Source organism: Corynebacterium sp. HMSC074C03 (assembly GCF_001838285.1).
GTDB lineage: Bacteria > Actinomycetota > Actinomycetes > Mycobacteriales > Mycobacteriaceae > Corynebacterium > Corynebacterium amycolatum.
Window position 1 is genome coordinate 1 of sequence record NZ_KV836232.1, and the last position, 24,642, is coordinate 24,642.

23 protein-coding genes are annotated in these 24,642 nt (G+C 58.3%); 14 read left to right on the top strand and 9 right to left on the bottom strand.

All coding sequences use genetic code 11. The features are described 5' to 3' along the window. Positions 1-165: 165 nt before the first annotated feature. Positions 166-555: an RNA polymerase-binding protein RbpA gene (locus tag HMPREF2847_RS07100; RefSeq protein ID WP_005511311.1), complete on the bottom strand. Its 390-nt coding sequence runs from the start codon at positions 553-555 to the stop codon at positions 166-168. A gap of 81 nt (positions 556-636) precedes the next feature. Between HMPREF2847_RS07100 and HMPREF2847_RS07105 the strand changes: the two genes are divergently transcribed. The 5 genes from HMPREF2847_RS07105 (at position 637) to HMPREF2847_RS07125 (ending at position 5,082) form a co-directional block, all read left to right on the top strand. After that, positions 637-1,026, top strand: a complete 390-nt coding sequence (locus tag HMPREF2847_RS07105) for a hypothetical protein (protein WP_141765070.1) — start codon at positions 637-639, stop codon at positions 1,024-1,026. 17 nt (positions 1,027-1,043) lie between these two features. Further along, the gene (locus HMPREF2847_RS07110; protein WP_070546151.1) at positions 1,044-1,754 is read left to right on the top strand and encodes a YceI family protein; all 711 of its coding nucleotides are present in this window, start codon (positions 1,044-1,046) and stop codon (positions 1,752-1,754) included. Between the two features lie 183 nt (positions 1,755-1,937). Beyond that, positions 1,938-2,156 carry a hypothetical protein gene (locus HMPREF2847_RS07115; protein WP_070546153.1) on the top strand — a complete coding sequence of 73 codons (219 nt, stop codon included), beginning with the start codon at positions 1,938-1,940 and terminating at the stop codon, positions 2,154-2,156. A gap of 403 nt (positions 2,157-2,559) precedes the next feature. Next, positions 2,560-3,996 (top strand): hemolysin family protein, encoded by a 1,437-nt coding sequence (locus tag HMPREF2847_RS07120; protein WP_070851957.1) that lies wholly within the window; start codon positions 2,560-2,562, stop codon positions 3,994-3,996. 3 nt (positions 3,997-3,999) lie between these two features. Further along, positions 4,000-5,082, top strand: a complete 1,083-nt coding sequence (locus HMPREF2847_RS07125; protein WP_070851958.1) for a hemolysin family protein — start codon at positions 4,000-4,002, stop codon at positions 5,080-5,082. 64 nt (positions 5,083-5,146) lie between these two features. On the opposite strand, the gene tpx is transcribed toward HMPREF2847_RS07125, so the two are convergent. Continuing rightward, the gene (gene tpx / locus HMPREF2847_RS07130; protein ID WP_070851959.1) at positions 5,147-5,644 is read right to left on the bottom strand and encodes a thiol peroxidase; all 498 of its coding nucleotides are present in this window, start codon (positions 5,642-5,644) and stop codon (positions 5,147-5,149) included. Between the two features lie 174 nt (positions 5,645-5,818). On the opposite strand from tpx, the gene HMPREF2847_RS07135 reads away from it, so the two are divergent. Further along, on the top strand, positions 5,819-6,103 hold the full coding sequence (locus HMPREF2847_RS07135; RefSeq protein ID WP_005511316.1) for an Lrp/AsnC family transcriptional regulator: 285 nt from the start codon (positions 5,819-5,821) through the stop codon (positions 6,101-6,103). A gap of 39 nt (positions 6,104-6,142) precedes the next feature. Here HMPREF2847_RS07135 and HMPREF2847_RS07140 read toward each other — a convergent pair whose 3' ends face one another. Together HMPREF2847_RS07140 and HMPREF2847_RS07145 are read right to left on the bottom strand one after the other, a co-directional pair. Beyond that, positions 6,143-7,870: an FAD-binding dehydrogenase gene (locus HMPREF2847_RS07140; protein ID WP_070851960.1), complete on the bottom strand. Its 1,728-nt coding sequence runs from the start codon at positions 7,868-7,870 to the stop codon at positions 6,143-6,145. A 117-nt stretch (positions 7,871-7,987) separates the two neighbouring features. After that, positions 7,988-9,442, bottom strand: coding sequence for a class I SAM-dependent methyltransferase (locus HMPREF2847_RS07145; RefSeq protein WP_070851961.1), 1,455 nt, complete (start codon positions 9,440-9,442; stop codon positions 7,988-7,990). A gap of 187 nt (positions 9,443-9,629) precedes the next feature. Between HMPREF2847_RS07145 and HMPREF2847_RS07150 the strand changes: the two genes are divergently transcribed. Next, positions 9,630-11,051 carry an NAD(P)/FAD-dependent oxidoreductase gene (locus HMPREF2847_RS07150; RefSeq protein WP_070851962.1) on the top strand — a complete coding sequence of 474 codons (1,422 nt, stop codon included), beginning with the start codon at positions 9,630-9,632 and terminating at the stop codon, positions 11,049-11,051. Between the two features lie 92 nt (positions 11,052-11,143). Here the strand turns inward: HMPREF2847_RS07150 and HMPREF2847_RS07155 are convergent, their stop codons facing one another. After that, positions 11,144-11,707: a PaaI family thioesterase gene (locus tag HMPREF2847_RS07155; protein ID WP_246821978.1), complete on the bottom strand. Its 564-nt coding sequence runs from the start codon at positions 11,705-11,707 to the stop codon at positions 11,144-11,146. Between the two features lie 114 nt (positions 11,708-11,821). Between HMPREF2847_RS07155 and gndA the strand changes: the two genes are divergently transcribed. The 7 genes from gndA (at position 11,822) to HMPREF2847_RS07190 (ending at position 21,560) form a co-directional block, all read left to right on the top strand. After that, positions 11,822-13,264, top strand: coding sequence for an NADP-dependent phosphogluconate dehydrogenase (gene gndA / locus HMPREF2847_RS07160; RefSeq protein ID WP_187401054.1), 1,443 nt, complete (start codon positions 11,822-11,824; stop codon positions 13,262-13,264). A 47-nt stretch (positions 13,265-13,311) separates the two neighbouring features. Further along, positions 13,312-14,925: a bifunctional hydroxymethylpyrimidine kinase/phosphomethylpyrimidine kinase gene (locus HMPREF2847_RS07165; protein ID WP_070851965.1), complete on the top strand. Its 1,614-nt coding sequence runs from the start codon at positions 13,312-13,314 to the stop codon at positions 14,923-14,925. Positions 14,926-15,004: 79 nt separating this feature from the next. Beyond that, on the top strand, positions 15,005-16,339 hold the full coding sequence (locus HMPREF2847_RS07170; protein ID WP_222866762.1) for a DEAD/DEAH box helicase: 1,335 nt from the start codon (positions 15,005-15,007) through the stop codon (positions 16,337-16,339). A gap of 3 nt (positions 16,340-16,342) precedes the next feature. After that, entirely contained in the window at positions 16,343-17,728 is a 1,386-nt protein-coding gene (locus HMPREF2847_RS07175) for a hemolysin family protein (RefSeq protein WP_070851967.1), read from the top strand. Further along, a complete protein-coding gene (locus HMPREF2847_RS07180) occupies positions 17,725-18,960 on the top strand; it encodes a hemolysin family protein (protein WP_246821979.1) in 1,236 nt (411 codons plus the stop codon). The genes HMPREF2847_RS07175 and HMPREF2847_RS07180 overlap by 4 nt, the downstream gene beginning before the upstream one ends. Continuing rightward, positions 18,935-19,849, top strand: a complete 915-nt coding sequence (locus HMPREF2847_RS07185; RefSeq protein WP_070851975.1) for a 3-methyladenine DNA glycosylase — start codon at positions 18,935-18,937, stop codon at positions 19,847-19,849. Before HMPREF2847_RS07180 ends, HMPREF2847_RS07185 begins: the two co-directional genes overlap by 26 nt. A 97-nt stretch (positions 19,850-19,946) precedes the next feature. After that, positions 19,947-21,560 carry a vWA domain-containing protein gene (locus tag HMPREF2847_RS07190; protein ID WP_070851968.1) on the top strand — a complete coding sequence of 538 codons (1,614 nt, stop codon included), beginning with the start codon at positions 19,947-19,949 and terminating at the stop codon, positions 21,558-21,560. Positions 21,561-21,703: 143 nt separating this feature from the next. On the opposite strand, the gene HMPREF2847_RS07195 is transcribed toward HMPREF2847_RS07190, so the two are convergent. The 4 genes from HMPREF2847_RS07195 to odhI form a co-directional block, all read right to left on the bottom strand. After that, positions 21,704-22,207 carry a MerR family transcriptional regulator gene (locus HMPREF2847_RS07195; protein WP_172620271.1) on the bottom strand — a complete coding sequence of 168 codons (504 nt, stop codon included), beginning with the start codon at positions 22,205-22,207 and terminating at the stop codon, positions 21,704-21,706. 388 nt (positions 22,208-22,595) lie between these two features. Beyond that, positions 22,596-23,195: a bifunctional nuclease family protein gene (locus HMPREF2847_RS07200; RefSeq protein ID WP_070851969.1), complete on the bottom strand. Its 600-nt coding sequence runs from the start codon at positions 23,193-23,195 to the stop codon at positions 22,596-22,598. 45 nt (positions 23,196-23,240) lie between these two features. Further along, complete coding sequence (locus HMPREF2847_RS07205) at positions 23,241-23,927, bottom strand: transcriptional regulator FtsR (protein WP_246821981.1); 687 nt, start codon at positions 23,925-23,927, stop codon at positions 23,241-23,243. A 143-nt stretch (positions 23,928-24,070) separates the two neighbouring features. Continuing rightward, positions 24,071-24,496 (bottom strand): oxoglutarate dehydrogenase inhibitor Odhl, encoded by a 426-nt coding sequence (gene odhI, locus HMPREF2847_RS07210; protein WP_038625554.1) that lies wholly within the window; start codon positions 24,494-24,496, stop codon positions 24,071-24,073. Positions 24,497-24,642 lie beyond the last annotated feature (146 nt).

Here is a 24,642-nt window from a genome sequence, read left to right on the forward strand (position 1 = left end):
GCCATTTTTGTCATAAACGCAGTCAGTAACTCGGCTCGGCCCGCCGCAGCCAGCCACCAACGAAAAACGAGCCCGAATAAGGAGCAAAACCTTATCCGGACCCGAATTTCAGTGTTTGATTGACGGCTACAAAGCTCTAAAGCTCGAACCTAACCAGCTCAAACCTTAAGCGTTCTTCTCGGCCTCTTCGGCTTCCTTCTGAGCCTTCAGCAGGCGAGCGGCGTTACGACGACGTTTGCGCAGCAAGTCAACGCGCTCATCCAGCAGCACGTCGAGCTCCTCAATGGAGCGGCGCTCACGGAGCATGTCCCAGTGAGTCCTCGGCGGCTTCACCGGCTTAGCTTCAGTGCCTTCGCCTTCAACCAGCTCACCAATCTGGCCATTCTTGCACAGCCATTCACCTGGAATTTCCGCGTCATCCGCGAATGGGACCTCGAAGATCTCACCGGATTCAGTGCGGTAGCGGACCATCATTCGCGGCGCGAGGTCATGATCGCGATCGGTCTCATACGAAACGGCGCCCATGCGACTGCCACGAAGAACTCGATCTGCCATGTGGAACGTGCCCCCTTTGGTAGAAATACTAGACCACACATTATAACGCCTTAGTCAGCATTCATGCCATAATTGACTTCTGTGTCAGATCAAAAGCCGAGCACAACTATCGCCAATTGCCAGTGGTGTGGCCGCGAAATGGAGATCGCGATCCGCGGTCGCCGGCGCAAATTCTGCAGCCAAGCCTGCCGGCAGCGCGCGTATGAAAAACGCACCGGCGTAGCAAAAGGCGCCTCCAGGCCGATTGCCGAACGAATCAATGCGGATCTCACGCTGAAGACCACCGATGCCACGAGCAGGTCGGCGGGCGATGACGTCGTAAAGCGAATAGGGGACGGGCTCTTCGAAGTACGTTGTCTCGCCGAAGACTTGCGCACCGCGCTTGACGACGACATGGAGACTTCCGTCCTACAGGAGATTACGCAGGAATTGATTATGAAAACGCGTGAGGTGGAACGGTTTATCCCATAGCGGATTAAAAGGATAGGATGAGCACTATGAATTCTGGTGTCCGTAAATCAATTATTACTTTGATAGCCGTTGCAGTTGTTGCGCTCGCAATTGTTATTGTGGGACCAGTTTTGTATCGCGTTTTCACGCATGAAGGGGTGCGTACTGGGGATTTCGAGGCTAACGAGCTGCCTGCAGCAACGACTGACGCGAATGGCACCTGGAAGATTGTCGGTGGCGATAACTCACAGAACACCTCCGTTGGCTTTACTTTTAACGAGGTGCTGCCAGGCAGTAGGCGGACGACGTCCGGTTCCACCCACGATGTCACTGGCGAGCTGAAGGTTGCTAACAACAATCTTGAGGACGCATCCGTTGTTGTTGACATGGCAACTCTGACTAGCGATATTGAACGTCGTGACATCAATGTCCGCAACAATATTTTCAGCGTTGAGCAGTACCCAGAAGCTAAGTTTGAGCTTGCAGAGCCGCTCGATATTTCAAGCATTCCAGATAACGGCCAATGGGCAAATATCGAGATTCCGGGACGCCTGACCATTCGCGGTGTCACCAATGATGTCACCGTGCCAATGAAGGTCGCTCGCACCGAAAACCTGGTTTTACTGTCGGGCACCTTGCCAATCAACCGCCTGGATTACAACGTGCGCCTGCCACAGTTTGTAGCTGCATCCATCGAGGAGAACGGCGAACTCAATCTACGCATTGTCGCGGAGAAGCAAGACACGTAGGTTTCGGCTAGCAGGCACGGCCATCTAAAGATTGATCGCACGAGAACGAATCTAAAAGAGGCTTCTAGCCAGCGAAGATATGCCCCGTTTCGTCACTGTGACGTAATAAAGCCATTTAGAGTCACACACCATAGAAGTCCCGCCAAAAACAATTTTGATAGGCCAGTTGGGAGCCGCAACAATATGAACACCTACGAAGCAATGTTGCTCGCACGAAAGGTGCGAATGGTGCTACTGATTATCTTCATTGCATTCGTGGCCTACAAGGGCGTGTGGTGGCTCGTGGCTGTTGGCATATTTCTGATTGGCATGACGCTGTGGCAGAACAAGCGACTGCGGGAAGAGATTGCCGTCCGCAACGCGGATGAGCTTGCAGCAGACACCAAGACCAATGAACAATAAGCCCGACAGCATGGATCAAGCGCCAAGGTAGAACGCGGCGGCGGAAAACGTGGCAGCCCTAGAAATTCAGAACCCCCCAGGGCTGGCCACTGTCAATATTTGTCCGATAATATACATTATGACATTTTGGCCTAAGGATCCCGTCCTCCCCATTGCCACCGATGCGCCATTGCCGTCAGACCTAAGGAATTTTTAGTAAAATTTCTCGCATGCCTGACCTCTCAGACACATCCAGTAGCTCCGACAGACCCGATACGTCAGACCCGTCAGATAGATCTGACTCGTCCGACGACTCTGAGCCTCGCGCCAACGTAGATGGGCTCTCTGTAGCCGCTGTAAGCGCAATCACCGCAGCAACCGCAACCGCCTCAACGACCGCAGCAAACACTTCAGGTGATGCCGCGTGATTGTATCCGCGCTCATTGTATTTGCAGCTTTTCTTTTCCTCGTTTTCGCCAACGCAATTTTCGTTGCTGTCGAGTTTTCCTACCTCACGGTTAATAGGAATGACGTCAAGAAAGCCGCAGACTCCGGCTTAAAGTCCGCATATTTAGTAGACCGTGCTCTATCACGCACCTCTACTAACCTCTCCGGCGCACAGCTGGGAATTACGGTCACCAGCCTCGTCGCTGGTTTCCTTACCGGTCCTTCCCTCGGCGTGCTCCTCGAAGCCGCTTTTGGTGGCACTAGCGTCTCTCCCGCCACCGTCACTGCAATCAGCACTACGGGCGCTTTCATTATCGCAACCTTCACTCAAATGGTCTTTGGCGAACTCGTTCCCAAAAACTGGGCCATCGCCGAGCCCACGAAAGTCGCAAACCTCGTGGTCAGGCCGCAAAATGCCTTCATGTTCGCATTCGGCTGGCTGGTCTGGCTGCTCAACAGCGCGGCTAATTGGGTACTAAAACGGCTCGGCTTCTCCCCTGAGGAAGAGGTTGCCAGTGCCAGAACCGCGGAGGAACTCCGTGCCGTCGTCACGCGCTCTAGCGATGAAGGAAAGATTAACCCGCAGACCGCCGAGTTGGTGGCGCGATCAATTGAGTTCGGCGAGCGCACGGCGGCTGATGTGATGACGCCACGCACGCAGATTATCTTTATCGAAGATCAGAGTGTCGCAGAGATGCTGACGGTCGTCGCAGATTCTGGACATGCACGCTTCCCCGTCGTTGGCAATAGCGTCGACGACATCCGGGGCGTGGTGCACTACACCGACCTGCTCAGCGTGCCACACGCACAACGCTTGACGACGTCAGCTGCGAGCCTGGCCAAAGATGTACTCGTGGTGAACGATTCGACCACGCTTGATCCGCTGATGCGTCAATTGCGTGAGGATGCATACCAGTTCGCGGTTGTCGTCGATGAGTACGGTGGCACGGACGGTATTGTGACGTTGGAGGATCTCGTCGAGGAAATCGTTGGTGAAATTGACGACGAACAGGACGATCGTTCGTTGCTCTACAGCCGGATTAGCCCCAATACGGTAATTGTTTCCGGTCTCATGCGCCCTGATGAGTTGGGAGAGATTCTGAATCTGGTTTTGCCGGAGGGCGACGAATCCGACACGATTGGCGGATTTATTACCGAGCGCTTAGATCGCATGCCACGCTTCGGCGACACTGTCACGGTCGAAGCCACCGACCACGAAAACCTCGATGAGGAAAACTTGCCTACCACCGCTGAAGTCGCCTTTCGAGTAGAGCGCATGGCACGTCACCGCGTTGGCCGTATTCGTGTCCAGGTGGACCGCGTCGGCAACAAGGTCGCGCACAGGGATGAAGGCGCCGATCAGGAAGGCACCAGTCACAACCACGTCGAGCACAACAGCGAACAGGAGGGCTAAAACATGCCACTACTTACTCTTATTTTGCTGTTAGCCCTCAATGCCTGGTTTGTCGCCGCTGAATTTGCGATGGTCTCGGCTCGCCGCGACCAAATTGAACCGGATGCCGTCAGCGGCTCTACCAGCGCAAAGTACGCGCTGCGCGGTATCGAAAACGTGTCAGTCTCCCTGGCGGCAACACAGCTTGGCATTACCGCCTGTTCCCTGCTCATCGGTGCCGTCGGTGAGCCGGCGATTGCACACTTCTTCGAACCCTACATGACAGCACTTGGACTCCCCGCGGGCACCGCCCACGTGGTTGCGCTGGCGTTGGCGCTGCTGATCGTCACTTTCCTACACATGGTTGTCGGCGAAATGGTGCCGAAGAACATCGCTATTGCGGCCCCCAGCCCGACAGCGAAGTTCGTGGCTATTCCGCTGTATGTGATTGTGCGGCTGCTCAAGCCGGTTATCTGGGCGATGAATACGACCTCGAACATCGTGGTTCGTAAGGTTCTTCGCGCCACGCCAAAGGACGAGGTCGATTCCTCCTTCACCGCTAGTCAGGTGCAGGATTTCGTCGCCGAGTCCGGGCGTCAGGGGCTTCTCGACGATGACGAGCTCGCGCTCCTTCACAAAGCTCTCGGCTTCGAGCATCTCACCGCCGCGGACGTCACTATGGAACTCGACACCCTCGTCACCATTGGCTCCGACACCTCTGTCGCTGACATCGAAGACCTCAGCGCACGCACGCGATTTTCCCGCTTCCCCATCACTGATACCGACGGCAGCTTCATCGGCTACATTCACGTCAAGGATTTGCTCTCGCTTGACGACGGTCACCGCGACCAGACCTTCCCGCGGAATCTGATTCGCACCTTCGCAACCGTCAGCCCGAACGCCAAGCTCCAATCGGTCATGCGGCTTATGCAGCGCGAGCAAGCTCACTTCGCCTTGGTGACAGAGGAAAATAGTACTTCGGAGAGCTCAGCAGGTTCAGAGAGCTCAGCGGCCTCGGCAGGTGTGGCGAATTCCGTGAATGGCATTGTCGCACTGGAGGACGTACTAGAAGAGCTCGTCGGCGAAGTCCGCCAGGCAACAGCCTAGCGAGACTGCCGACGAGCCCCGTCGATTCCAGCTGGTTACTTGCTGCTGCGAGCTAGTTAGCTAATTACTTCAGCGCAGCCAGTGCGGAGTCGTAGTCCGGTTCCGTGGTGATCTCATCGACCAGCTGGTTGTAAATAACCTTGCCCTCTTCGTCAGTGATGACTACGGCACGAGCAAGCAGACCAGCGAGCGGGCCATCCTGCTGGACAACACCGAATGCTTCGCCGAAACCGTGGCGGAAATCCGAGGCAACCTCAACGTTGTCCAGGCCTTCTGCAGCGCAGAAGCGGCCGAGAGCGAACGGCAGGTCACGCGAAACATTAACCACGACGGTGTTGTCCAGCCCAGCAGCGTCCTCGTTGAAGTGACGCACCGAAGCTGCACAAACACCAGTGTCTACCGACGGGAAGATGTTGTAGACGACCTTCTTACCAGCGAAGGTCTCATTGGTGACCTCACCGAGGTCGCCACCGGTGAGGGTAAACTCCGGAGCCTTGTTGCCCACCTGGGGCAGGTCGCCGGAAAGCTGGACTGGGTTGGACTGAAATGCGGTTTGTGTCATAGCGCCCTTTTTACCGCCTTTCGTCAGGATCCTCCAGGCTGTTTCCTGGAAATCAGTAGAATCGTGACAGAAATGAAATTCCGGGCCGCAGTATCTTGAGTAATCTTGCGTATCTTGCGGTCCGGGCCACGCTATTCAGCGGGCCCCACGTTTAAACTCCGAGGAAAGGCAGCCATGAGTTTGATTACCGCAATTGTGTCCATCGATGTCGAAGCTGACAAGATTCCGGAGGCCGCCGAGACCATCGTCGAGATCGACGGCGTGACTGAGGTCTACTCCGTTACTGGCGACTGGGACCTGGTCGTCGTGGTGCGCGCAACTAACCACGATGATTTGGCGGAAATCATTCCAAACCTCATCAGCAAGGTCGACGGCGTCATTCGCACTCAGACTCAGCTGGCTTTCCGCACCTACTCTCAGCACGATCTGGAAAGTGCATTCTCCATCGGGCTGGAGTAGTCGCGGATTCTTCCACCGAACCGTGCCGGTATGCGGTAGCTACTTAACCACTTCCGCCATCGCGCGGCCTGCCTGGCGGCCACTGAAAATACAGCCGCCCAGGAATGTACCTTCCAGTGCGTTGTTGCCGTGGACGCCGCCGCCACCGAAGCCAGAGGCCTCGCCTGCGGCGTAGAGCCCCTCAAAGGGAGTTCCGTCGGGGTGCAAGCACTGACCGTCGAGGGTCGTCTCAATGCCGCCGAGCGTTTTGCGGGTCAGCATGCGCAGACGAATAGCAATCAGCGGGCCGTTTTTCGGATCCAAAATCGGTGATGGCGGCACAGAGCGGATGATTTTGTCCCCGAGGAAGTTCCGGGCCACGTTGACGTAATTGACCTGGTAGTCCTTGGAGAAGGGATTGCCGGTCTGCATGTCGCGCTGACGGATCTGCTCCTCAAGCTTCTCCAGGTCAATCTTCGGCGCTGCAGCTCCGAACTCGCTGCCCGAACCAGACTCTCCGCCCGAGCTCGCTTCCACGATCTCGTTCATCCCCTCGACCAGCTTCGGCAGATTGTCGGCAACCACCCAGTCTTCGCCGTTATCCATAAACGCCTGAATGGGCGCGGCGACACCAGAGGTCACCTTGCCAATCAGCTTCTTAATCTCCTTGTCGGTTAGGTCCGGATTTTGTTCTGAGCCAGAGAAGATAAACTCCTTGGCCACGATGTTCTTATTCAGCACAAACCAGGAGTAGGAATGTCCGGTCGACAGAATGTGCTTCATCGTGCCAACCGTATCCGCGCCCGGAATATATGGTGCAGGCAGACGGTTTCCTTCCGCGTCGAACCACATGGCCGACGGTCCCGGGATGATTCGAATACCGTGATTCGGCCACACCGGATCCCAGTTCTTCATACCCTCGGTGTAATGCCACATGCGGTCACGGTTGACGAGGTTTGCGCCGGCTTGCTCTGCAATCTCAATGCCACGGCCGTCAACATGCTCTGGCACACCGCAAACCATGTCCTTCGGCATCTCGCCCAGGCGCTCGGTCGGCCAGCACTTACGCACGGCTTCAAGGTTGCCGCCGACACCGCCCGTCGCAATGCACACGGCCGACCCGCGGATCTCAAAGTCCTCCCCTGTTTCCTCGCGTGACGACGCCACTCCTCGCTCTAAAGATTCACAGGGAACCAGAATTTTGCCACGCACGCCGACGGCGCGGCCATCTTCTACAATCACCTCGTCAACGCGGTGGCGATGGCAGTATTCCACCAGCCCCTTCTTTGCAGCTTCGGCGACCGGCTCTGCGAAAACGCGGACAATTTCAGGACCGGTGCCCCAGGTGAGGTGGAATCGGGGTACCGAGTTACCGTGACCGTCGGCACGCCCTTCACCGCGCTCAGCCCACCCGACGACAGGCAGGAACTTCACGCCGAGATTGCGGAGGTAGTCGCGCTTCTCCCCCGCCGCGAAGTTCAGGTAGGCCTTGGCCCACTTGCGTCCCCAGTTGTCTTCCTCGCGGTCGAACTGCGCGGAGTTGAACCAGTCAGCTTCAGCGAGCTCGCGGTTGTCCTTGACTCCTAGGCGGCGCTGCTCTGGAGAGTCGACGAGAAAGATCCCTCCCAACGACCAGAAAGCCTGTCCGCCGAGGTTGTTGGCGTTCTCCTGATCGACAAGGATGACCTTCTTACCCGCCTGCGTGGCCTCATACGTCGCGACCAATCCGGCAAGTCCGGCGCCGACGACAACAATGTCTGCAGTACGTGTGGTGCTCTGTGCGTTCATAGTTTCGTTTTTAGACCCTAAACACCACCTTTGAGGTGGTTTTGCCTAAAAACGTGATTTATTTTTGCAGGCTTTATTTATCTAGCGAATTTCCAAAGCGTCCGGAGCTGCCCGCTGCTAGTGAGGCCTGCGTGGCGCATGCACGAGTTCGACCTGCACGAGCGTGACTTTCTCTGCACGCACGAGCGCTTCAAACAGTGACAGGTAGTAATTCCACATCCTCCGGAACACTCTGTCGTAGCCGATACCAGCGGCTTCGCGCGCATGAGCCGCAAAGAAATCGCGCTGGAGCTGCAAGGTCGTCGCAAAGTGCGCCGGAATGTACTCTTCCGCCGCGATGCGCAGGCCGGTTTCCCGGTCTACCATCTTGCGCAGCTCTTCCATCGTGAAAAGTTGCAGCTGGGGCCACACGTAAGCGCGTACGAGGTCCAAGCTACGCTCGGCGAGCGCGTCGAATTTGTCCGTAGCTACCACCATTTGGACGACGATGGTGCCGCGATCGACAAGCAGACGCTCGGCGCTCTTCAGCCAGCGCAGCGCACCTGCACGGCCGAAGGTCTCCAGACGCCCGACGTTGATAACCGCCTCGAAGTCGGACTCGAATTCGCGTGGCGACGGAATGTTGCGATCCATCTGGATTACATCGACCGCGCCGCGCAATCCGGCCTTTTCCACCCGTTCCAGCACCGTGTCGGTGTGGTCATCTGAGACGGTAATAACCTCCGCACCCGCTCCCCTTTCTGCAGCCCGAAGAGCAATTTCTCCGCCTGCCGACGGCCATTCGGCCACACGGTCGCCAGCCCGCACTCGAGCGAGATCGAGCATGTGCTCAATATTGCGCACCTGGGCATGCAGAAAATCAGCACGCGCGACGGATTTCGGGGCATCGACATAAGTCACGTCAACTGACCAGTGCGAGGGAACCCCACCCTTGCCCGCACCACGGGCATAGTTGGGAATCTGTTCACGCGACGAGGTTCGCACTCCGGAGGCGAACAGGCCAGAACCACCCATTAGCAATTCGCCGGAATAAAGCTCCAGCAATGAGGTCGGCAACTCTCCCGCCATATCGGGCCCATCGAGACGCGGGCGTGAACGCGCGACTTTCATCAGACCACGTGCCAACGGCCCCAACGAGGCAATATCAAACTCGGCGCTGAGCAGTCGACTGAGAAGCTCTGGCAAGTCATCACTGGACCACTCGCCCGCGAGAAAGGCCTCCCCCAATCCGAGCCATTCTGAATCAGCTAGTCGAGAATAGAAAACAGGATCAATGACGCTGAAAACGACTGGACGAAGCGATTCAGAACCAGTGGGAGATTCACTGCCACCGCTAGAGCTGACGCCACCGACCCCGTCGATAGCCAAATCGGCGTCACCCGTCGACCGAGTGATGAAGGACTCTCCGACAAACTCACCGGATTCAACCAGTTCAATGCCGTTGTCCTGGCAGAGCCGCTCAAAAGAGCGTTCCATCATTTCAGCACGTTTCGCTAAGAAACGCCCCTCTGGAATACGCGCAACCCGAGGCCATCGCTCTGCGTCAATTGCCTGCCGGCTTGCCGAATTCACCCTGCCCGAACCTCCTAACAATCGCGCCGCATAAAGGTACGAATAACGAACTGAGTTTGTTCTCGAAGCCTACCGCGCAGGGGCCCAGAATAGGCGGTGGCGCACCGAGAGGATTACTATTGTGGCTTGCCGGCTAAAAGCCGAATCTAAAACTTCGAGAACTTTAAAGTCTGTGAGGAGAAAATACATGACCGAGACTCCGTACCGCCCGCACTCCGGACGCCCGCACGTGGTCGTCATCGGTTCGGGTTTCGGCGGCTTGTTCGCGGCGAAGAAGTTGCAGGGCGCCGAGGTCGACGTCACTCTCATCGACCGCACTAACCACCACCTGTTCCAGCCACTGCTCTACCAGGTAGCAACGGGCATCCTTTCCTCGGGCGAAATCGCTCCGTCCACTCGTACGATCTTCGACGGTGTTCAGAACGTTCGTGTTGTCAAGGGCGATGTCACCGACATCGATGTCGAAAAGCAGGTCGTGACTTCCGAACTGGGTCACCAGACTTCCAAGTGGGAATACGACCACCTCCTGGTCGCCGCTGGCGCTGGCCAGTCCTACTTCGGCAATGATCACTTTGCCGAGTTTGCTCCGGGTATGAAGAACATCGACGATGCACTCGAGATTCGCGCTCGTATCATTGGCGCATTCGAGCGCGCCGAGCTGACCGACGATCCGGCCGAGCGCGAGCGTCTGCTGACCTTCGTGGTCGTCGGTGCTGGCCCGACCGGCGTTGAGCTTGCTGGTCAGCTGGCCGAGCTGGCTAACCGCACTCTCGCATCGTCTTACCGCAGCTACAACCCGCACGCTGCTCGTGTCGTGTTGCTCGACGGCGCACCGCAGGTTCTGCCGCCGTTCGGCAAGCGTCTGGGCCGCAAGGCTCAGAAGTCCCTGGAGAAGATGGGTGTCATCGTCAAGCTGGGCGCGATGGTCACTGACGTCAATGAAGAGGGCGTCACCTACAAGAACATGAAGGATGAAACCGAGGAGTTCATCCCGTCGTTCTGCAAGATTTGGTCCGCCGGCGTGTCCGCTTCCCCGCTGGGTAAGATGATTGCCGAGCAGACTGGTGCCGAGACTGACCGCGCTGGCCGTGTCATTGTCAACGAGGACATGACAGCTGGTGACTGCAAGAACGTTTACGTCGTGGGCGATATGTCCAACCGCGAGAACCTGCCGGGCGTTGCTCAGGTTGCTATTCAGGGCGGCGAGTATGTCGCTGACAACATTGCTGCCGAGGCAGACGGCCGCGATGTCGCGGAGCGCCAGCCGTTCGAGTACTTCGACAAGGGCTCCATGGCAACCGTCTCCCGCTTCTCTGCAGTGGCGAAGATGGGCAAGGTTGAGGTCTCCGGCTTCATCGGCTGGGTCCTGTGGCTGGCTGTCCACCTGATGTTCCTGGTGGGCTTCCGCAACCGTCTCGTCTCCTGCGTCAGCTGGGGTCTGAATGTTCTGGACCGCAACCGTTGGCAGATGGTTTCCACCCGCCAGCAGATGTACGCACGCAATGCAATCAATCGCCTGGCCGAGCTCAACAAGGACAAGGCTGAGCAGGATCTGCCTCTGGAAGTTCGCGACACCCGCCGCGAGCACCGCGCAAATAAGAACAAGTAGTTAACTTGCAGGTGGCTAGGTTAGAAAACAGCTAACCAAGGTTAACCACCTGCGAGCTCCCTATCAGGCCCGTTACCACCTATGACGATTTGCTACAGCGGCTTGTCGAGTACCGCAATTCGTAGGTTGGTGCGGGCCAGCAGTTTTTCATCTGCCTTGCGGGTGTGCTCAATGCGCCACAGTTGCATGGTGCGCCCCAGGTATTCAGGCTCCGCCGTGGTAACGATTACCTCGCCAGCCCGGGCGGAGCGGTAAAAATCGGTGTTGTTGTTCACACCGACGACCGGCTTCTTCGCGCCGCAGGCAACGAAACCAGCAATAGAGCCAGCAGTCTCACCTAGCGAGCAGTAAACACCGCCATTGGCCAGGCCCCACGGTTGCAGGTGGTCGGGCCCGACTGCGAGCTCCATCTGAATTCGCTCCGGCCCGACATGGACAAACTTCGTGCCCAGCAGGGTATCTAGACCGCCGATTCCGTTATCGCCCAAGGTGCTGTTAAAAACAGTCAGCTCCTCATCGCTCAAGACTTCCTGGCTAGCCTTCGTCGCCAGTGTCATATACTTGCGCAGCGCCTTCCTCTTCGCCTGCTCGGCGGCGGAAGCTGAAAAGTTAGAGTCCTGTGAACTGCCATTATTCGCAATAGTCTCGTCAGTCATGCCAAACATTGTGCCAGCGCACACCATCGCTCGTGGCAGTTTTAACGTTAAAAGCAGTAACAATTTCTGAGTCCCAGATACAACGAACCCGGGCCAGGCTTTAAGATGGTGGGCATGACCGATAACAATGAACTCGCACAAATTGGTGTCGTCGGGCTCGCCGTCATGGGCTCGAATATCGCACGCAACTTCGCCCACAAGGGACACACCGTTGCCGTGTACAACCGCAGCCCGGAGAAAACTCGCACCCTCATCGCTGAACACGGTGATGAAGGCTCATTCATCCCGTCCGAGACCATTGAAGAGTTCGTCGCTTCGCTGGAGCGCCCGCGTCGCGCTCTGATTATGGTTCAGGCAGGTGCCGCTACTGATGCGGTCATCGATCAGCTTGCCGACGTGATGGAGCCCGGCGACATCATCATTGATGGCGGTAACTCTCTTTACACGGACACCATCCGCCGCGAGAAGGCTATTCGCGCCCGTGGCCTGCACTACGTTGGCACTGGTATTTCCGGTGGTGAGGAAGGCGCTCTGACCGGCCCATCCATTATGCCGGGTGGCACGAAGGAGTCCTACGAGTCCCTCGGCCCGCTGCTGGAGTCCATCTCCGCTCACGTTGATGGCGTTCCGTGCTGTACACACATTTCCTCCGATGGCGCTGGCCACTTCGTGAAGATGGTCCACAACGGCATCGAGTACGCGGATATGCAGGTCATCGGCGAGGCCTACCACCTTCTGCGCGAGGCCGCTGGCCTCACCCCTGCCGAGATTGCAGATATTTTCCGCGAGTGGAACAAGGGCGACCTGGACTCCTACTTGGTTGAGATTACCGCTGAGGTTCTCTCCCAGGTCGATGAGAAGACAGGCAAGCCACTGGTGGATGTCATCGTGGATGCCGCTGGTCAGAAGGGCACCGGGCGTTGGACGGTCAAGGCCGCTTTGGACTTGGGCATTCCGGTAACTGGTATTGGCGAGGCCGTGTTCGCTCGCGCCCTGTCGTCTTCCCTTGCTCAGCGTGAGGCTGCACGCAACCTGCCGTCGGGAAGCCTGGCTAAGGCGCCCGAGGATCGCGATGCTTTTGTGGAACGCGTCCGTAAGGCTCTCTACGCTTCCAAGATCATTGCCTACTCGCAGGGCTTTGATGAGATTAACGCTGGCGCCAAGGAGTACGGCTGGGAAATTGACCGCGGTGCGCTGGCAACCATCTGGCGTGGTGGCTGCATCATTCGCGCTCAGTTCCTGAACCGCATCAAGGAAGCGTACGACCGCGATCCGGAGCTGCCGGCGCTGGTACTCGACGAGTACTTCCGTGACCAGGTCACCGAGTGCCTCGATGCCTGGCGCGATGTTGTTGTCACGGCGGCGCAGATGGGTATTCCAGCTCCGGTGTTCTCCTCCTCGCTGGCTTACTACGACGGCCTGCGTGCAGAGCGCCTGCCGGCAGCGCTGGTTCAGGGGCAGCGTGACTACTTCGGTGCGCACACTTACCAGCGTGTTGACCGCGAGGGTGCTTTCCACACCCTCTGGTCTGGCGACCGCTCCGAGGTTGAAGCGTAGTCTTGAAGTCTGTCGCTTCACGCTCTTGAAGTTAAAAGGGGTCTGAGATGCCATTTCCATTGAAGGCAAAGCCTGATTCTGTGCCACGAGTTCTTTCCATCGCCGGCACAGACCCAACAGGTGGTGCTGGGCTCCATGCCGATTTGAAATCAATTGCCGCCGCTGGCGGTTATGGCATGGGCGTGGTCACCGCACTGGTATCTCAGAACACTGTGGGTGTCCGCGCTGTCCACACCCCACCTGTTGACTTCCTCGTCGAGCAGTTGGCTGCTGTCACTGAGGATGTCACCATCGACGCGGTGAAGATTGGCATGTTGGGTTCACGCGAACTCACACAGGCCGTCACCAACTGGGTTCGGGAGACCAAACCAGCCGTGGTTGTTCTCGATCCGGTTATGGTCGCCACCTCCGGCGACCGTCTGCTTGACGAAGATGCCATGGACGCAATGCGTGACCTGGTCGCCGAAGCCACCGTTATCACGCCGAACGTTCCCGAACTGGCGTTGCTTGCCGACGCCCCGGAGGCCAATGACTTCACTGAGCTGATTGAGCAGGCGCTGGAGTTCGCGAGCAAGAACGACGTCATCGTAATTGCAAAGACCGGCCACCTAAGTAGTGATGAAGCCGGAAATGCCGTGGCATCCCCCGATGGCCAGGTTTTCTTCAGCTCTTCTCCCCGCATTCACACTGAGAACACCCATGGCACGGGTTGTTCGCTGTCCGCTGCTCTCGCCACACGGATTGGTGGGGGCTCCGCGATTAATGATGCCCTGCGCTGGACTACGCGCTGGCTCAGCGAGTCCATTCGTTTCGCGGATAACCTCAACGTCGGCCAGGGGCACGGTCCCATTGACCACGGCCACAGGGCTCGTCGCCTAGAAAAGGTCGCGCTTCGCCGAATGCAACCAGTGCATCTGAACTCCAGTCTTTACCCAGAGGCCATCGAAGGCACTGGCACTGAGCAGACGCCGAAGGAGCTGGAATCTTTCTTTGGCCACTCACTCCAGATTGCTCCGGCGGGCCCCTTTACTTCCCAGCTGTGGCGGGACATCGAGGACATCGTTGCCGAGATTGGCGGAATGTTCAGCGTCCCCACGATGCTCCGCGGCGACCTTTCCTCGGAAGAAACCAACTTCTTCGTAGCGCAAGAGGCCTGGTACTTGCACCAAGTTTTCCCAGTCCTGTCGCATCTGGCAACGAAAGCACCCTGCGCTAAGGAACAGGTTCTGTGGTCATCGGTCGCGCAGGAAGCCCTGGTGCGTGCGTTGGAATTGAACAATAACACGCTGGAAGAGGCTTCTTCGGCACTCGAGGACATCGAGCCGACAACAATCACACAGCTTTTGCTGGACGTGCATTCTTCCTGTAGCGCCTTCAATCCATATCGGGTCGCCGTAACCAGTATCGTCGCCGAAATGTGGATCGCAACCGAGCTGACTCTGCAAGGAAAATCGCTGGTTGATGGGGATTCCGCGATCGCGAACTGGGTGGAGGCCTATTCCGACCCCGAGTATGTTGACAGCGTTCAGCAGGCTCTCGAGGTCCTTGAAGAGAATATGTCCACGGCCAGCGATGCGGAGCTCAAATCTATCCGCAACATCTTCCGTCGAGCCGCTGTTCTCGAGCGCGAGGCCTACGCGCAACCGGGTCGCGGTTGGTAAATCTCATGGGACGGTAGTTTCCAGTTCACCGGACGTGCCTATTGCATGGCAGTCCGGGGATAGCGGTATTCTAACAAGCATGCCCCCTCCTGCTGAGTCCAGTGATTTCAGACAGTTGGGCACGCCGGAAGCAATTGTGAGTATTCTGCGTGCCCAGCACATAACTTCGCCCACCGCCGTGCAGGTGGCGACTTTGCCAGATGCTTTCGCTGGCAAGGACGTTCTTGCACAGGCACCCACGGGCTCGGGCAAAACGCTCGCATTCGGCATTCCGCTGGTCACGTTACTCAATAACGCCTCTCCAGCGCTTCCCCGTTACCCGCGCGCGCTTATTATTTCGCCGACGCGCGAACTTGCAGATCAAATTGCTGATGTCCTCGCTGACATCGGCGCCGCTGCAGGTCTGCGTGTCTTGAGCTTGGTCGGCGGTGACCCCGTGGCCAAGCAGCAGACTCTGCTCGCAGCACCAGTCGATATCGCTGTGGTCACACCGGGTCGCGCACACGATTTGCGCCGCCGCGGTCTACTCAATCTTGAGCAGGTTCTTACCGTTGTCGTAGATGAAGCGGACATGCTCGCTGACATGGGCTTTCTGCCCGATGTTCTGGGCCTAGTCCGTGCGTGTCCGAAGTCGGCACAGCGCATGGTCTTTTCCGCCACGATTAACGACGACGCCGCGGGGCTTATCCGCGATCGTCGCGCAAGTAGCACCGAAGTTGCGAAACACAAGGTCACTGCATCCCGGCTGACCATGCGCAATATGCGGCATCTGTTACTTCGGGTGGAGGACAACACTGAGGCAGACGAAGTGGTCGCCTGGATTGCCTCCCGCAGGAATCAGTGCGTCATCTTCGCCAACTCTAAGGCGCGTGTCGTGCAGCTGGCTAAGTTTTTACAGTTCTACGACATCAAGTTAGGTTTCCTCCACGGCGATCGCGGCCAGGCAACTCGTCGCGCAGTCCTCAAGGCCTTTGCCGACGGTGAAATCAATGTCCTCGTCACCACGGATGTGGCCGCTCGTGGCATTGATATCGATGCTCTCGACTTGGTTGTGCACGCGGATCCGCCAAGGGATTCCGCGACGTACATTCACCGCTCGGGTCGCACGGCGCGTGCAGGTGCTTCCGGCACGGTCGCGATGATTGTGCGTGACCGCCAGGTCGATCAGGCCCGTGAGCTGCTGGCAGGAGCCGGCGTTGAAGCTGAAGAGCTGCGCGCCGCTCCGGGACTGCCGCGATTTGTCAAGGAACTGGGCGCACGCCGTCCGCGCCGGGCTCGTCAAGATCAGAGCCAATCGGCAAGCGGTGCTAGTGGTTCCGGTTACCGCGGGCGCGGCGGCCCGTCGGCAAGCGGAAAGAATCGTGCTGGCGGTCGCGTACACCGCCCCAAGCGAGGGAAAAAGAAGAAGAGATAATCAGTGGATATTGTTCTCAATATTGTCGCGGTTGTCGGCTTTATCGCGCTAACCGCTGGCACCGGCCTCTTTGTGGCGTTTGAATTCGCGCTGACGGGACTGGAGCGTTCTACGATTGACGCCGACCGCGCCCGTTCAGCGGATGCACCTGCTGAGGCCGTTCACAAGGCACATAATCGACTGTCCTTCCACCTCTCCGGTGCACAACTGGGCATTACGTTGACGACGCTGGCAACTGGTTTCCTCGCGGAACCGGTGCTGGCACAGTACTTCACGCCGATGCTGCATTGGATGGGGCTCAGCGAGTCTGCAGCGGGACCGACCGCACTAATTCTTGCGCTCATTGTGGCCACGATGTTGTCAATGGTCTACGGCGAGTTGGTGCCGAAGAATGTCGCGATTACAGAGCCGCTGGCAGCGGCGCGCGTTACGGCTCGTCCGGTGATGGCGTTTAACTGGGTGTTCCACTACTTCATTCAGTCGCTGAATGCCTCGGCGAACTGGCTGGTGCGCAAGCTCGGCATTGAACCGGCGGATGAGCTGGCGTCGGCGCGTTCCCCGCAGGAGCTGGAAGCACTGGTGCGCAATTCTGCGGAGCAGGGTGCATTGGATGAGTCGAAGGCTGCTGTGCTCGAGTCGTCGTTACGCTTTGGCGAAACTACTGCGGAGGACCTGATGACGCCGCGGTCGACGATTACTTCTCTCGATGTCGATGACACGGCGCTGGATCTGCTGGCTGTCGCCATCGAATCGGGACATTCCCGCTTCCCCATTACTGACGGGGACCTCGATGCCACTGTCGGTGTTGTCCACGTCAAGGACGCATTCGCGGTGCCTGCGGCGAAACGCTCAACTACCACCATGCGGGAGGTTGCACGGCCAGTGCCCACGCTGCCGCAGTCGCTGGACGGCGATGCCGTACTGGAGGCCGTGCGTTCGGCTGGTTCGCAGATTGCGCTGGTCGCGGACGAGTACGGCGGCATCGCCGGCATTGTCACCATCGAGGACGTCGTCGAGGAAATTCTTGGCGAGGTCTGGGATGAGTACGACGACAAGGAGTCCGAGCAGGAAGTCAAGCGCGCAATTGAAGGCTGGAACTGCTCCGGCCTTGTGCGTACCGACGAGCTGCCGACCAAGGTCGGATACTTCGCCCCGGAGGGCAGCTTCGAAACCCTCGGTGGCCTGATCATGTTTGCGCTCGGTCGCATCCCGGAGGTCGGTGACGTCGTCCTGCTGCCAGAGACCGAACGCGACTTCATGGACGAGTTCGAATCAGGTATCGCCGGACGCTGGTACGCCCGCATTCTGGCGATGGATGACCGCCGCGTGGATCGTGCCATTTTGATTCCTGTGACCAACGAGCGCGCTAAGGAGATGTTCAACCTATGAGTGACTGGTTTGGAATCCTCCTGACCTTCTTCTTGTTGTTGGTCAACGCGTTTTTCGTGGGCGCGGAGTTCTCACTTATTGCTGCTCGCCGTGACCGTTTGGAGGCACTGCTGGCTCAGGGAAAGAAGCGCGCTCGCACAGTTATCAATGCTTCTGAACACCTGTCGATGATGCTCGCCGCCGCACAGCTGGGCATCACTATTGCCTCGCTACTGCTGGGTAAGGTCTCTGAGCCGGCGCTGGCACATCTACTGGAAGCTCCCTTCCAGGCAATGGGTATTCCGGAGTCGCTGCTGCATCCGCTGAGCTTTGCCATCGCATTGATGCTGGTGTCAGTGCTGCACATCATGCTCGGTGAGATGGTCCCGAAGAACATCGCGCTGGCAGGCCCGGAAACGATGGCTATGCTGCTTATTCCGGTTCATATGGTCTTCTACCGTCTGACCAAGCCGCTGTTGCTGCTGTTTAACTGGATGGCTCGCCATACGCTGAGGCTGTTCGGCATTGAGCAGCGCGATGAGCTCGACACCACTGTCGATTCGACTGAGTTGGCATCGATGATTGCGGAGTCTCGTCAAGAGGGGCTCCTTGACAGCGAGGAGCACGTCCGCCTTCGTCGCACGCTGGCTTCGGCCACGCGCACCATTGAGGAGGTGCTAATTCCGCACGAGCAGATTCGGCGCCTCCCCACCGCACCGACTGTGGGCGACCTAGAGACGGCGGTCACCGAAACTGGCTTCTCCCGATTCCCCGTCGCTGCGGCCAACAATGAACCCAACGAGTACCGTGGCTATGTTCACGTCAAGGATGTCCTCGACCGCGTCATGGACCCTGCCTCCGGACCGGAGACAGCCATCCCCGATGACGAGATTCGCCCGATGATCGAGATTCCCATCGATGCCACGCTGGATGAGGGCTTGCGCATCATGCGCCGCTACAGCGCCCACATGGCAGTGGCTGTACGCGCTCGCATGCCAAAGCCGCACCTGCGCGCAAGCGCCCCGGCAAGTATTGCCCCGAAGACCGGTGCTTTCTCCGGCGCGGAGCAGATTGGCATCGTGGCTCTGGAGGACCTCATCGAGGAGCAGGTCGGTGTCGTGCGTGACTGGACTCATGAGGTCTCCCCGAAGCGCAGTGCAGCTGAGATTTCGGCAAAGCGAGGCGCGGCAAAGGCTGCTAAGGGTACGACCGCCAAGACGACGAGGACTGCTAGCCGTGGCAATCGCTCATAACTGGCGCGAGGCCAAGGCACAGCATGAAGCCCGCGTCGATGCCCTGACCCGTGACCACCTGTCCCGTCGCAGTCGCGGCCAGCGCCACCCGGTCTGGGACTTCATCTTCGAGTACTACCCCGTCAAGCCCGGTCAACTCCGCCGCTGGTCACCGGGCATCGGCGTGGACCTGCCCGGTGCGACAGCCAAGGACATCAGTCACTTGAAATTCTTTACCCTCGACATGGATGACGCTACCGACAGTCCTGCCAGCAAGGAGCCCACCGATACCGCCTCGGGGACGGCGCGCATGGATGTTTCGGCGTACGTCGATAAGCGCGGTAAGACGGTGGCGTACATCGGCAATTTGTTGCGTTCGACGCGCGCGAACCCAGCGCACTTTGACTGCTTTGGCCTGCATGAATGGGCGATGGTGTATCGCCAGCCCGAGCATCGTCATCCGGAGCCCCTGCGGCTTGGTCAGGCGGGTACGGACAAGGTCGTCGAGGCCCACACGGTTCGGTGTACGCACTTCGACGCCTTCCGATTCTTCACGCCCGACGCCGTGCCGCTCAACGAGTTTGCGCCGACGCGCGAGACACAGCCGCACTGTGAGCAGATGGGCTGTCTGCACGCCAACATGGACTTGTATAAATGGGCGACCAAGCTCGGCGAGGCGGTCCCCGGCGACCTGTGGCTGGATACTTTCGAGCTCGCGTGCAGTGCCCGTGAGTTGGATATGCGCGCCGCTCCCTACGATCTGCAGGATTGGGGCTTTGCTCCCATTCGCATCGAGACTCCCGAGGGCAAGGCCGAGTACGTCCGCCGCCAGCGTGAGATTTCTTCTCGCGCCGACGTTCTGCGCGGCCGTTTGCTGCAAGTAGTAGATGTCGCATTGTCCACGCAGTAGAGTTGGCAGGAGTTACGTGCGCGTTTGTGCTTTACGACGAGGTCTGCTGCGAGTCGACAGTGCCGAGCACACTCAGCATAGAAAGGGCTAAAACGACATGGGACGACACGCCTCGGGTGAGAACAACTATCGAGTGGCTAAGGGGCCTTTTATTGCCGTCTTGGTCGTCATTGTTCTGGTGGCTGCGGTTTTTGCCTGGGTTAATCTGCGCAAGAGCAACGATTCGTCGATTGATGCGGACCGTGCACGGTGTACCAAGGGTGACCTGACACTGGTGGTGACCGCTGACCCTGCTGCGGTGGGCTCGGCCCAGAAACTCGTGCAGGACTATGGCGAGTCACATCCCGTGGTGAGGGACTTCTGCGTGCGGCCACAGATTACTGTGGCCGGCTCGCAGGAGGTTGTGAACGCCTTGGCTGAGGCTGACGGTGCTGAAGCCAGTGAGGGGGCTCCGGAGGACCCCGCTGCGGATGATTCTGCAGATGACGAGGCCAGTGCCGGAATTATGACGCCGGGAGTCTGGATTCCCGCCGATATCTCTTTCGTGGACCAGGCGAAGAACTCGGACAAGGTCAAGGTCAACAACCCCAAGACGTGGTTGCCACCGATTGCCAGTGGCGTGGCCTTCACAACCAATCGTGCTGACCAGCTGAACAACGCCACCTGGGAAGAGCTTGCGGGATTGCGCGTGGCCGCCCCCGGCGGCTCCGATGCGGCACTGTCGGCCGTGATCAGTGCTCGACTTGGCGGTGGCCCGGATGTCGCTCGCGAACGCGCGGACTTGGGTGAGGTCTACACCTCCAATACCCTGCTGACCATGCTCAGCCAGAATGTCGCCGACTTCGACGGTGTGGCCGCAACCCAGCCCATGCTGCAGATGGCCGGTGAGGGGCTGAAGCTGGTCTCCCCTGCGGATGCACCCCAGTTACACTCGCCAGTTGTCACTTTTGGCTCTGGCGGCAAGATCGACGAGAACACGGCTCGCGCGGCCGAAGACTTCCGGAGCTTTGCAGCAAATCACGGCGCCGACGGCGAAGCCGCGGAGAGCACTTTCGGCCCTGAAGTAGCGGAGAACTTTGGGGTGCTCTCCCAGATTCAGACGGATTCTTTTGCGCTGCCGCCAGCACTGGAGCAGCCGGACGCGCAACAGCCCGCAACTGCGGTGGGTTCGGCACTCCTGCTTGCTGACACCTCCGAAGGCGTCGATGTCGGGGCGCTGTCTGCGGCACTGACCGGCGCTATCGATACGGCACCTGGCGGCCGTTACGGCCTGTGGACATTCGCCCCCGAGGTGAACCGTCTCGCGGAACTTCCCGCCCCCGATGACGAGGCCAACAATGGCGCAGACTCCGTAAAGGGTTCGCTGGCCGAACTTCCGGCCGGTGGCGAGGCGCAGTTCTGGCCAGCGCTTATCGATGCCTACCAGGCCGCCCGCGACACCTACTCCCCTGACAAACCGAACCGGCTCGTCGTGCTCACCACCGGCCGCGATGCTTCGGGCACCGATGCCGCCGAGTCTGTCGAGAGAATCAAAGAACTCATTAGCCCGGACCGCCCGGTAACAATCGAGGTCATCGTACTTCCCGACGGGGACAGCTCCATCCCTGAACTGCAGGAAGTGGCGAATATGACCACTGGTTCTCTGCGCATTGCGGCTGACTATGGCGATGGCCTGGCCTCTCAGTTGGCTGCGGCAATCGGTACGGAGTAAGTAGCAAAAACCGCCTCCATCTGGTCCAACCTCGGGAGAGGAAAACGGAACCAGTTGTGGAAGGCGGTTTTCGTTTAGTTTGTTTCGCTTCTTTGAGCGGCGGCCGTAGCAGCAACGCCACTATCTAGCCGTATCGCTGGCTGTTAGGAGATGCGGCGGCGACGGCGCTCAGCCAGCTCGTCGATGCCAGTACCTGGGTTCTCCTGAGTACCGTCGATACGCTCGGATGGAAAGGAGGCGATGGTGCCAGTCAGTTCCTTCATAATGCCCGGGACAGCAATGCCGAACACTCCCTGGCCACCATTGAGCAGGTCGATGACTTCTTCATTGGAGCGACACTGGTAGACGGTGCGACCGTCGGAAACCAGCGTGATGGTAGCCAGGTCATCGACACCGAGGTCACGCAGGCGGTCGACAGCCAGACGGATGTTCTGCAGGGAAATACCGGTGTCCAGCAGACCTCGAACAATCTTCAAAACGAGGATGTCGCGGAAGGAGTACAGACGCTGGGTGCCCGAGCCCTTGGCGGTACGAATCGAAGGCTCCACCAGCTTGGTGCGCGCCCAGTAGTCCAGCTGACGGTAAGAAATGCCCGCTACCTGACATGCGATGGGAACGCGGTAGCCAACCTGCTCGTCCGGTCCCATGTCGAACAGGGATTCCTGGACCGCGCGTGGCTCTTGCGAGTCCGACGCACGGAGCTCATTGTCACCAAAGAGCGAACCGCTGTTGTCGTCGACCATATAAATTCTCCCGAGATAGTTTCACTGCCGTTATTTATCTTTCGCCAAGGTTAATCGGCTGTCAATACATCACAGGACGACACGCCGAATCTCTAAACCTAAAGTTAAGGTTTAGAGTTTGGAGTCGCAGTTTCCCCAGCTCAAGCACAACCCGGGAGAAAAACCCCAGGAAGGGGTGAAACTATAACTTAAGAAAAGTTACCCCTTTTATGGGGTCATTCAGCGATGCGCCAGAGGAAATAAGCGCCACAACTACATCAAAAGTTGTCAGCTATTCACTCCAGTCACACCACTAACGGTCGCTATCGAAAGCCGAGTCGGCACCACCGTCGGCTTCATCGTCAGACTTCTTGTCCTCCGCATCACCATGCGGCTCGGCGAAGTAGTCAGCATCAATACTGTCGAGGAATTCAGCAAACTCCGACACCGATGCCTCGACAGAGTCGGTCTCCGTGTCGTCGGTAAGCGAACCGCCATTGGTAGCGACAAGACGCGCCGACACCGACGTGGCATCGAGCAAATCGCGTGCAACATATAGCGGCACCTCAAGCTCGCCGGCGATAAGGATTAGGTCGGAGGGGCGCATATCAATCTCTGCGCCACCTTCGAGCACCAGGCTGGCGATGAAAACGCCCTCATGCACGCCCGTAATCTGGCCGCGTAGGGCGCTCTGCCCCACCATGTCCAGCGTGTCGACAAAGACCTCATGCATGCCCGGGCGACGCTGCGTAGCGCCGGTCTCGCGGGCGGAGTACTCCGTCGCCGTCGCCAAATCAATCCAAATCGGGATAATCCGGTTAGTCTCTTCGGCATGCAGGAGCAGTACCGGATCGTCCTCAGGAGGATGCGCCATCCAGTCTAGAAACTTGACTTCTACGAGTTTTTCGTCCATAACAGCGATAATTGTAGCGAGCCGCTATTTACGCGGGACTACTGACTACTTCCCCAGATCTTTGTTGACCTGGCGCTTGACCAAAGTGCCGTGCAGTGTGACCATCAGCGCGGTCATCTCACGGCCCATTTCCACAGCCTTCTGCTTGCCACTAGCCGCACGCGACTTACTCAGCGGACTAGCTGCCAGCGACACCAAATCAGCCTCACGGGTCGCAGCGGTACGCACAGTTTTGAGGTGGCGGGCATCCAGGCCGAACTCAGCCAGCTTGACTGCCGTCTCAGTGATGAGCAGGTCATCGCCGTCGAACATGTTCAGCGTGTCCGGAGTAATCAGGCCGACGCGGACCAGCTCAGTGATGAACTTCTCGCGAGCGCCGGTGCGCTCTGCTAGCTCCGCCTGCGTCAGTGAGATCACTGCAGCTTCGCGGAACTGATCCGCCGTCACCAGTGGAGTAACCGAAGCCAGACCGTCGCCGCCAGCGTTGCCCGCATCAATTTCGTCGAGCTGCTCTTTAATAACCTTCAGCGGCAAGTAGTTATCGCGCTGAACAGTCAGAATGTAGCGCAGGCGGTCAATGTCCGCCTGGCTGTAGCGACGATAGCCCGAGGAACTACGCGACGGGCACAGCAGCCCTTCCGACTCGAGAAAACGAATCTTGGACAGCGTTACATCAGGGAACTCAACCTTGACTTCCTTCAGCACAGCACCGATGGTCTTCTTCTTTCCCACCGAGCGTGCTTGCTTCGCAGTGCTTTCTGATGGAGCCGGCTGCGAAACCGCTGATTTGTGTACTGCTGCCACTGGTCTTTTCCGAGCCTTTACAAAAATAAGGGGGTTAATGCCGACAGACGTCGACACTAACCGATGTCGAATTAGTTACCGATAAGGAATACGAGGCGGAACTTACCGACCTGGACCTCGTCACCATTAGCCAGAACCGCAGAGTTCTTCGGCTCGCGGTTAACGTAGGTGCCGTTCAGCGATCCCACGTCGACAACCTCGTAGGAGTCACCGTTCTTGCGGAACTCTGCGTGGCGACGGGAAACAGTCACGTCATCGAGGAAAATGTCGCTTTCCGGGTGACGACCAGCGGTGGTGACTGCCTGATCGAGCAGGAAACGCGAACCCGCGTTTGGCCCCCGCTTGACGACCAAGAGTGCCGAGCCTGCCGGAAGTCCTTCAACACCGGAGACCGTGGAGTCCGTGTTAGAGCTGGACTCCATCTCCTTCAGCAAATCTGCACGGAAGACCGAGGTGGTCTCGACCGATGCCTCTGGCTGGCCGCTATTGCTAGTCATATCTTTCCCTCCGGGATAACCTTGGGCGATTTACTCGTTACTTTTTAGATAATAGCGCCCCAACCGCTTTCGTGTTGTTATCTAATCCCAACCATGTTGTGACGCAGCTCACCGACAGGGTATGTACAACATGATTGATATGCGTA

Coding starts and splice junctions, on each gene's coding strand:
- HMPREF2847_RS07190 (WP_070851968.1), top strand. CDS start 19,947: ATGGGACGACACGCCTCGGGTGAGAACAACTATCGAGTGGCTAAGGGG.
- tpx (WP_070851959.1), bottom strand. CDS start 5,644: ATGACACAAACCGCATTTCAGTCCAACCCAGTCCAGCTTTCCGGCGAC.
- HMPREF2847_RS07100 (WP_005511311.1), bottom strand. CDS start 555: ATGGCAGATCGAGTTCTTCGTGGCAGTCGCATGGGCGCCGTTTCGTAT.
- HMPREF2847_RS07110 (WP_070546151.1), top strand. CDS start 1,044: ATGAGCACTATGAATTCTGGTGTCCGTAAATCAATTATTACTTTGATA.
- HMPREF2847_RS07140 (WP_070851960.1), bottom strand. CDS start 7,870: ATGAACGCACAGAGCACCACACGTACTGCAGACATTGTTGTCGTCGGC.
- HMPREF2847_RS07155 (WP_246821978.1), bottom strand. CDS start 11,707: ATGACTGACGAGACTATTGCGAATAATGGCAGTTCACAGGACTCTAAC.
- gndA (WP_187401054.1), top strand. CDS start 11,822: ATGACCGATAACAATGAACTCGCACAAATTGGTGTCGTCGGGCTCGCC.
- HMPREF2847_RS07200 (WP_070851969.1), bottom strand. CDS start 23,195: ATGGACGAAAAACTCGTAGAAGTCAAGTTTCTAGACTGGATGGCGCAT.
- HMPREF2847_RS07115 (WP_070546153.1), top strand. CDS start 1,938: ATGAACACCTACGAAGCAATGTTGCTCGCACGAAAGGTGCGAATGGTG.
- HMPREF2847_RS07150 (WP_070851962.1), top strand. CDS start 9,630: ATGACCGAGACTCCGTACCGCCCGCACTCCGGACGCCCGCACGTGGTC.
- HMPREF2847_RS07170 (WP_222866762.1), top strand. CDS start 15,005: ATGCCCCCTCCTGCTGAGTCCAGTGATTTCAGACAGTTGGGCACGCCG.
- HMPREF2847_RS07195 (WP_172620271.1), bottom strand. CDS start 22,207: ATGGGACCGGACGAGCAGGTTGGCTACCGCGTTCCCATCGCATGTCAG.
- HMPREF2847_RS07180 (WP_246821979.1), top strand. CDS start 17,725: ATGAGTGACTGGTTTGGAATCCTCCTGACCTTCTTCTTGTTGTTGGTC.
- odhI (WP_038625554.1), bottom strand. CDS start 24,496: ATGACTAGCAATAGCGGCCAGCCAGAGGCATCGGTCGAGACCACCTCG.
- HMPREF2847_RS07135 (WP_005511316.1), top strand. CDS start 5,819: ATGAGTTTGATTACCGCAATTGTGTCCATCGATGTCGAAGCTGACAAG.
- HMPREF2847_RS07165 (WP_070851965.1), top strand. CDS start 13,312: ATGCCATTTCCATTGAAGGCAAAGCCTGATTCTGTGCCACGAGTTCTT.
- HMPREF2847_RS07125 (WP_070851958.1), top strand. CDS start 4,000: ATGCCACTACTTACTCTTATTTTGCTGTTAGCCCTCAATGCCTGGTTT.